This is a genomic window from Candidatus Omnitrophota bacterium (assembly GCA_023819145.1).
Classification (GTDB): Bacteria; Omnitrophota; Gorgyraeia; order DTHP01; family DTHP01; genus JBFWKV01.
In genome coordinates this window covers 76,570-85,021 of sequence record JAMWCW010000007.1, presented here as the reverse complement: position 1 = coordinate 85,021, position 8,452 = coordinate 76,570, and the positions used below count along the sequence as shown (strand labels likewise).

Below are 8,452 nucleotides of genomic sequence, written 5' to 3'. Positions count from 1 at the left end.
AGGGGAGAAATCCGGGCTTAGTGATCCGGCGGTAGCATGTGGAAGTGCCGTCGCTCAACGGATAAAAGGTACTCCGGGGATAACAGGCTTATCGGTCCCGAGAGTTCATATCGACGGACCGGTTTGGCACCTCGATGTCGGCTCATCGCATCCTGGGGCTGGAGAAGGTCCCAAGGGTCCGGCTGTTCGCCGGTTAAAGCGGTACGCGAGCTGGGTTTAGAACGTCGTGAGACAGTTCGGTCTCTATCTCCTGTGGGCGTAGGATACTTGAGGGGGGTCCTTCCTAGTACGAGAGGACCGGAAGGAACGAACCTCTGGTGTACCAGTTGTTCCGTCCGGAGCAGAAGCTGGGTAGCCATGTTCGGTCGGGATAAACGCTGAAAGCATCTAAGCGTGAAGCCCACCCCAAGAATAGGTATCCCTGAAGGCATCCCGTAGACTACGGGTTTGATAGGTCCTGAGTGTAAGCGCGGTAACGCGTTGAGCTTAAGGATACTAAGGAAGCCGTTTGGCTTGACCACAAATTTAAAATAAATTGCTCTATTTTAGTTTTTCCCGGTGACCATACTGAGGAGGAAACACCCGTTCCCATTCCGAATACGGTAGTTAAGCTCCTCAAGGCCGATGGTACTGTGCTGGCAACGGCACGGGAGAGTAGGTAGTTGCCGGGGTTTTGTTTCTCAATTATTTTAAACTTATAAAAATTTTTATGAAACCTTGACAAAATGCAAAGTTTGTGTTATAATTCTATTATCTATTATATATAGAAGAAGATGAGCCGAGGAACTTTGGCAATCTCAACTAAAAAATACATTCACTCTCTGGTATAATTTATAGAGAAAAATAAGGAAAGAGGGCAGTAGAGATGAAAAGTCTAATATTATTAATTAGTATAGTTTTATTATCAGATGCGACCTGTAGTTTTGCATTTATATTTGCCCCAATCCAGAGTCATCCTATAAATATCGGTGTAAGCAGAACAACAAAAGATTTGGGGTCAGAAAAGGGGTCAGGCACTTTTTGCACTTTTTTGCCAAAAGGGGTCTGACCCCTTTTCATTTTTAATTCTTAAGGTAGAAGAGATTTTCTTTATAGAGAGATATTTTTCGCGTGTAAAGACATGGCAATTTAGATTTAGATTGTGAGACATTTAACAGAAATTTAACCGAATGATTAATGGAATACAATTTTAATCGCCCACATAAAAGTCTTGACTATCTGACTCCGATGGAATATATTGAGAAAGAACTACCAAAGATAAGAAATCCTGCAGAACTGTTACCTATGTGGTTCACCTCCACACCCCCAAAATATAAAGAAATACTTCTTGCTAAATAATTGATAAATAATTGATAAAGAAAGAACAGGTCTAAAAGAAATAAAAGTAAAAATAAAAATAAAAGTCAAACTAACTATCAAGAGTAGGAAACATTAAAAGAAAGGAAGGATGAAAAGGGGTCAGGCACTTTTTTAGGCACTTTTTTGCCCTTAGGCGATAGGTTAATTGATCTATTTGAATTAGCCGATATAGCTCGAGTGGCTAATTATAAGTCTTACTTTGCATATCGCAGGGAATTGGCAAAATACTTCCCTTTTCGGGATGAGCAGCTCGCATTTGATTACGATTTCGTAATAGCCTATATCTGGAGAAATAGGGGTTCAGAAGAAATTCTCAAAACTATAGAGCAAAGATTAAGAAATATGCTTCCCAGATAAAAGGAGGAAACACCCGTTCCCATTCCGAATACGGTAGTTAAGCTCCTCAAGGCCCGACCCAAACTATTCGTTTGGGTACCCGACTGTGCTGGCAACGGCACGGGAGAGTAGGTAGTTGCCGGGATTTTTTGTTAATAGGATTAGAAAGGAGGGGTTATGGAAATCAAGATTGAAAGATTATTTTATGATGAACTCAAGAACCGTGGAGTATTCAATTGGCCAATATGGGCAAAAGGGATTTCACGTTTTAACTGGACTTATGATTCAATAGAAGAGTGCTATTTCTTAGGAAGTGAAGTAGAAGTAGAGACCGATAAAGGTAAGAAGATAAGATTTGGAAAAGGAGATTTTGTTACTTTCCCCAAAAGCCTTTCTTGTACCTGGGTATGTAAAGAAACCAGTAAAGAAACATTATAATTTTAAATAGAAGATTACTTTTAATTTTACCGTAGCTTAATAATATATACCTTCCTAAAAATTTTCGTTTACAATTCTTTTTCTTTTTGTTATAATTTTTTTACTTTTTTAATATTATTACAATATTATTCCAGGAGGTTTTATGTCAGGGATAGAGATAAAAGATTTGCGTATTTTTGGTATTTTTTCTCATGCGGGGGCAGGAAAGACTTCGCTCAGTGAAGCAATCCTTTATAATGCCGGAATGACCAATCGTCTGGGGAAAGTTGATGAAGGAAACACTGTAAGCGATTATTCCTCTGATGAGATAGCCCGTAAAGTTTCTATAAATACCTCTTTACTCTATGCCGATTATAAAGGGTTGAGGATGCAATTTTTGGATACCCCCGGTTATGCAGATTTTATTGGGGAGGCGATTTCTTCTTTAAGAGCAATAGATAGCGCAATTGTAGTTATTGATGCTACCAGTGGGGTAGAGGTGGGGACGGAACGTATTTGGGAAATGCTTGATGAGAAAAAAATTCCCCGCTTAATTTTTATTAACAAAATGGACAAAGAAAATGCGAGTTTTACTCTTGCCTTAGGAAGTATTCAGGAGCAATTTGGGAGGAAATGCGTTCCTTTAATTATTCCTCAGGGTGAAGCTCAAAATTTTAAAGGGGTAATCAATGTCCTTGATTCTCAGGCTGACCATCAGTTATTAGGTAATTTCAAGGAGAGTCTTATTGAATCTGCTGCTGAGGCGGATGATGTTATATTGGAGAAATATCTGGAGAAAGGTGAACTTACCCCTGAAGAAACAAAGGAGGCACTCCGAAAAGCAGTAGTAAAAGGAAAAGTTGTTCCGGTTATCTGCGGTTCGGCATTTAATAACCTAGGGGTAAAAGAATTGATTGAGGTTATTGTTGATTACTTCCCTTCTCCTTTGGATATAGGTTATGTTGAGGGCAAGGACATTAATGGGGCTACTATTAGTCGGAAGATATCGTCTGAAGAGCCGTTGAGCGGTTTCGTATTTAAGACTATTATTGACCCTTATGTAGGTCAATTGAATCTTTTTCGTCTCTACTCAGGGGTTCTAAATGCTAACACAGGTTTTTACAACGCTACAAAAAAAATCAAGGAACGAGTAGGTCCATTGTATATCCTTCAGGGGAAAACGCAGGTTCCCGTTCCTCAGATTAGCGCTGGGATGATTGGAGCGGTAGCAAAATTAAAAGATACCTTTACTTCAGATTCTCTTTCTGATGAGAAAGAAATAATTTTATTTGAACCCATTGTTTTTCCTGAAACATCTATTTCTTTTTCGGTGAAACCTAAAGCCCGTACCGATGAAGAAAAAATTTCTTCGGGGCTTGCCCGTCTTGCCGGAGAAGACCTTACTTTCAAAATAAACCGTGACCCCCAGACTAAAGAGTTGATTATTTCGGGAATGGGGGATCTTCATCTGGAAGTAATGGTTCAACGTTTAAAGGAAAGATTTGGGGTAGATGTAGAAATAGGAACTCCCAAAGTTCCTTACAAAGAAACGATTACTAAAAAAACCGAGGTGCAAGGTAAATATAAACGGCAATCCGGAGGAAGAGGGCAGTATGGAGATTGCTTGTTAAGACTGGAACCTTTACCCCGCGGGAAAGGCTTTGAATTTGTGGATGAGATTTTTGGAGGTGCGGTTCCCCGTCAGTATATTCCTGCAGTAGAAAAAGGAGTTATTCAAGCGATGTCCGAGGGGGTGTTAGCAGGATATCCTTTGGTGGATATGAGAGTGACTATTTATGATGGTTCATTCCATCCCGTAGATTCTTCGGATTTGGCTTTCCAAATTGCGGGGGCAATGGCTTTACGAAAGGGAGCTCTGGAAGCAGGTCCGGTGCTTATTGAACCGATTATGGATGTAGAAATATGTGTTCCTGAGGAATATATGGGACAAATAAGCGGTGACCTTAATTCTCGTCGAGGCAGGATTCAAGGTGTAGATATAAAGGGAAAAAATCAGGTTATTCGTGCTAAGGTGCCCCTGGCAGAGATGTTTCGTTACGCTACCGACCTTCGTTCTATGACACAGGGAAGGGGTTTCTATACTATGAAGTTTTCGCATTATGAGGAGGTTCCTGCAAAAATTTCTGAGCGCATTATTGCCCAAGCAAAACCTAAGGATACAAAGGAAGAATAAGCTTAGTAACAGAGAGTTAAGTGAGTTTTTAATTTAGTAACAAAGAGGGTGCAAATTATAAAGATTGATTAATTTTTATTATTTACAGATTCCTTTTGAAGGTATATAATAAAAAATCTATTTATCTAGAATCAATGTTTGGCGTTTCAGTAAAGTAAACAGGGGGAGTAAGATATGTCTGGTCATTCTAAATGGGCAGGGATAAAGCATAAAAAGGCTCTGGTAGATGCCCAAAAAGGAAAACTTTTTTCAAAAATAGCTAAAGAGTTAACTGCTGTGGCACGGCAAGGAGGTGGTAATCCTGAGACCAATACTAAATTGCGCCTCTTAATTCAGAAAGCTCGCGAGGCAAATATGCCTTCGGATAACATTGATAGAGCAATAAAGAGAGGAACGGGAGAATTACCAGGAGTGAGTTACGAAGAGATGACCATCGAAGGGTATGGCCCAAATGGGGTAGCGATTATGGTGGAACTTTTGACCGACAATAAGAATCGTGCCGCCGCGGAGATTAGAACCATCTTTTCCCGTAAAGGTGGAAATCTTGCAGGCGCCGGAAGTGTAAGCTGGATTTTTCATAAAAAAGGTTTTATTGTAGTAGATAAAAAAGAAATAGACGAAGAAAAGTTGATGGACATTGTAGTAAATGCGGGTGCAGAAGATATAACTACTCAAGAGGATAATTATGAAATTACCACTCCTGTTCAGGATTTTGAGAAAGTTAAACAGGCTTTATTCGATTCTCAAATAAGATATATCTCCGCAGAGATTACCATGCTTCCTGCTAATACGGTAAAACTTACAGGGGACGCTGCAAAACAGGTTCTTGCCCTAGTTCAGGAGTTAGAAGATCACGAGGATGTAAGGAATGTTTATGCTAACTTTGATGTTCCCGATGAGCTTATTAAAGAAGTAACGGGGAGTTAATAGCTGAGTATTTAGATGGGAAGTTAGGTATTTTAGTATTTATTGACCTCACGAATAGAAATAGAAAATTAAGGTTAATCTTTCCGTTGTTAGCTACATAATCCAAGTATTTCGCAGTTAGAGTTTTATTTTTTCTCCTTTACAATTCTCCTCCTTCGGTTATATAATTATACAAATCAAAGGTTTATTTTTCGACTATTTGACTAATTGATATATTGTAAGATGTGCATATTAGGAATTGATCCGGGTTTAAACATTACAGGTTACGGGTTGGTAGAGGCAAATCTTAATTTTAACCCCCGCATTTTAGAAGCAGGAGTGATAAAAACCACACAAAAATTCTCCTTATCTCAGAAAATAGGGAAGATTTATCAAGGAGTAAAGAAATTAGTCGAAGAATTTCATCCCGATGCAATTGTTTTAGAAGAGCTCTATTCTCACTACCGTCACCCTAAAACCGCGATTCTTATGGGCCATGCACGAGGGGTAATAAGCTTGGTGGCTGAAGAAAAGCAAATTCCTCTTATAGGCTATTCTTCCACCCGTGTCAAAAAAGCAATTTGCGGAAGAGGCAATGCTACAAAGGAACAGATTCAGAGGATGATTCAGTACCTTCTTGGCTTGGAACAAACTCCTCAACCGAAAGACGTTTCCGATGCGCTTGCACTTGCTCTTGCTCACGCACATATAGTAGAAACAGACTGTCATCGCTTAAGAAAAGCTTCCAAATCACAAAATCTTTATTTTTTTAAGAAATGATTTCCCGTATAGAAGGTACAATCGTTGAAAGAAAGGAAAACCAGATTATTTTAGAAGTCCAGGGAATATGTTATGAAATTATTGTCCCTCCCACAGTGATGCATAATATCGAGAGGAACTATCAGGTTAAAGATGTGATTTCTCTGGTTACTTATCACTATCATCAGATGGAACCCAATCGAAGTATCCCTATTTTGATAGGTTTTTCCAATGAGGTTGAAAGAGAGTTTTTCGAATATTTTATCAGTGTTTCGGGAGTGGGACCACGTACTGCAGTAAAGGCTTTAAATATGCCTATCTCCAAGATTGCACGTGCGATTGATGAAGGTAATATCGGTGTTCTCAGTTCTCTGCCCGGTATTGGTAAACAGAGGGCTAAAGAGATAGTTGCTAAATTACAGGGTAAAATTGGTAAGTTTGGGCTAATCCAAGATGAGGAATTACCGAGAGAGAAAATAGAAAAGGAGAGTATTGAAAATGAGGCTTTAACGGTACTGCTTCAGTTACAATATAAGAAATACGAGGCAGAAAAGATGATTAAAGAAGCCTTAGAGAGAAATCCAACAATAGATACCACAGAGGCATTGTTGAATGAAATCTATCGTAACCGCAAGATATTGAGGTAATAAGGATATGCAAGAAGAGCGAGAAAGAATAATTGTTCCACAGGAAACCGAGGAAGATTTAATTTTTAACCTTTCTTTAAGACCGCAACGTTTAGAGGAGTTTATCGGACAAGGCAAGGTTGTAGAAGGTTTAAATATAACTATTTCGGCTGCTTTAAATAGAAAAGAACCGTTAGAACACATTCTCCTCTCTGGCCCGCAGGGTTTAGGTAAGACTTCTCTTGCGCATATCATCGCTCACGAGATGGGGACAAAGATTACTGCTACTTCTGGGCCTGCCATAGAACGTGCGGGAGACCTAATTGGAATACTTACCAATTTAGAAAAAGGAGACATTCTTTTTATAGATGAGATTCATCGGCTTTCCAAAGTAGTGGAGGAATTCCTCTATCCTGCAATGGAAAATTTCCAAATAGATTTTGTTTTGGACAAAGGCCCTTATGCAAAGACAATAAAGTTTAATCTTAAACCATTTACCTTAATCGGCGCTACTACTAGAGCCGGATTGTTAAGCGCTCCTTTGAGAGGAAGATTTGGCATTTTTTATCACTTGGATTTTTATACCGAAGAAGAAATTATGGAAGTGGTTAAACGCTCTGCCAAGATTTTAGCTGTAGAGATTGATAAGAAAGCAATCCAAGAAATTGCACGGCGTGCACGCGGAACGCCACGGGTAGCCAACAGATTATTACGCAGGGTGCGTGATTATGCGCAGGTAAAAGGCCAAGGCATAATTACTCATGAAATAGCCATTAAAGCACTGGAAATGCTCGGGATTGATAAACGGGGGTTGGATTCTCTGGATATTAAAGTTTTGAGGACGATGACCGATTCTTTTAAAGGTGGACCGGTAGGCATTGATTCCCTTGCTGCTACCTTGAATGAAGAACCAGATACTTTAGTGGATTTAGTTGAGCCATATCTTCTAAAAATTGGTTTTTTAAAGAGAACCGCCAGAGGAAGGGAAGTAACCTCTCTTGCTTATGAACACTTTGGTATTCCCTATCCCAAGGAATCACAGAAAGAGTTTCTTTAATTAAACTTGAAATGGAAAAGGTATTATTACATATTTGCTGTGGGCCGTGTAGTATCTACCCTTTTTCTAAACTTAAGGAAGAGGGGTACCAAACTACCGGTTTTTTTTATAACCCTAACATTTATCCCGAGGAAGAATTTATAAAACGGAGGGAGGCTCTTTATGAATTGTCTAAGAGGGAAAATTTTAAGATTGTTTATTTAGAATATTTACCCGAAGATTTCTTTACAAGAGTTGATCCGGGGATTTATCCGCGCTGTTCTAAATGTTGGGAACTACGTTTGACTAAGACCGCTGCTTATGCCAGAGATAATGATTTTGGTTCTTTCTCAACGACACTCTTGGTAAGTCCGTTTCAGGACCAGAGTAAAATCAAAATATTGGGCGAAGAGATTGCCGATAAATATAAAGTTAAATTTTTATATTATGATTTTAGAGAAGGATTTCATGAAGCACAGAACAAAGCAAAAGAAATAGGACTTTATCGCCAGAATTATTGTGGTTGTATTTACAGTAAAATAGAAAGAGAAGAAAGGTTAGCAAAGAAAGATTTAAATGATTAGCGCATTTGGCAGATTTTTAATATTTTTAGGGATAGTTCTTTTTGGCTTGGGGATTATTTTTGTTTTAGGAGAGAGGATTCCTTGGTTAGGGAAGCTTCCCGGGGATATCTTAATCAAGAAAAATAATTTTAGTTTATATTTTCCCCTTGCCACGTGTCTTCTATTAAGTATACTCTTAAGTTTTATTCTCTGGTTCGTTAGTCGTTTTATGAAATAAAAGACGCTAAGAGATTAT

8 protein-coding genes, 2 rRNA genes and 1 pseudogene are annotated in these 8,452 nt (G+C 38.9%); all 11 read left to right on the top strand.

Features of this window, described 5'->3' with window-relative positions:
* Positions 1-521: ribosomal RNA gene (locus NC818_05030) — 23S ribosomal RNA — on the top strand; the annotation flags it as partial.
* Between the two features lie 33 nt (positions 522-554).
* A 5S ribosomal RNA gene (gene rrf / locus NC818_05025) occupies positions 555-671 on the top strand.
* Positions 672-1,536: 865 nt separating this feature from the next.
* On the top strand, positions 1,537-1,716 hold the full coding sequence (locus NC818_05020; GenBank protein ID MCM8784114.1) for a hypothetical protein: 180 nt from the start codon (positions 1,537-1,539) through the stop codon (positions 1,714-1,716).
* A 156-nt stretch (positions 1,717-1,872) separates the two neighbouring features.
* Positions 1,873-2,143: pseudogene (locus tag NC818_05015) on the top strand (cupin domain-containing protein).
* A gap of 132 nt (positions 2,144-2,275) precedes the next feature.
* On the top strand, positions 2,276-4,306 hold the full coding sequence (gene fusA, locus NC818_05010) for an elongation factor G (GenBank protein ID MCM8784113.1): 2,031 nt from the start codon (positions 2,276-2,278) through the stop codon (positions 4,304-4,306).
* Positions 4,307-4,480: 174 nt separating this feature from the next.
* Entirely contained in the window at positions 4,481-5,233 is a 753-nt protein-coding gene (locus NC818_05005; protein MCM8784112.1) for a YebC/PmpR family DNA-binding transcriptional regulator, read from the top strand.
* Positions 5,234-5,455: 222 nt separating this feature from the next.
* Complete coding sequence (ruvC, locus tag NC818_05000) at positions 5,456-5,992, top strand: crossover junction endodeoxyribonuclease RuvC (GenBank protein ID MCM8784111.1); 537 nt, start codon at positions 5,456-5,458, stop codon at positions 5,990-5,992.
* Positions 5,989-6,618: a helix-hairpin-helix domain-containing protein gene (locus NC818_04995; protein ID MCM8784110.1), complete on the top strand. Its 630-nt coding sequence runs from the start codon at positions 5,989-5,991 to the stop codon at positions 6,616-6,618. The genes ruvC and NC818_04995 overlap by 4 nt, the downstream gene beginning before the upstream one ends.
* A 7-nt stretch (positions 6,619-6,625) precedes the next feature.
* Positions 6,626-7,654 carry a Holliday junction branch migration DNA helicase RuvB gene (gene ruvB / locus NC818_04990; protein ID MCM8784109.1) on the top strand — a complete coding sequence of 343 codons (1,029 nt, stop codon included), beginning with the start codon at positions 6,626-6,628 and terminating at the stop codon, positions 7,652-7,654.
* A gap of 11 nt (positions 7,655-7,665) precedes the next feature.
* Entirely contained in the window at positions 7,666-8,217 is a 552-nt protein-coding gene (locus NC818_04985) for an epoxyqueuosine reductase QueH (protein ID MCM8784108.1), read from the top strand.
* Positions 8,210-8,434, top strand: a complete 225-nt coding sequence (locus NC818_04980; protein ID MCM8784107.1) for a DUF2905 domain-containing protein — start codon at positions 8,210-8,212, stop codon at positions 8,432-8,434. Before NC818_04985 ends, NC818_04980 begins: the two co-directional genes overlap by 8 nt.
* Positions 8,435-8,452: the final 18 nt, after the last annotated feature.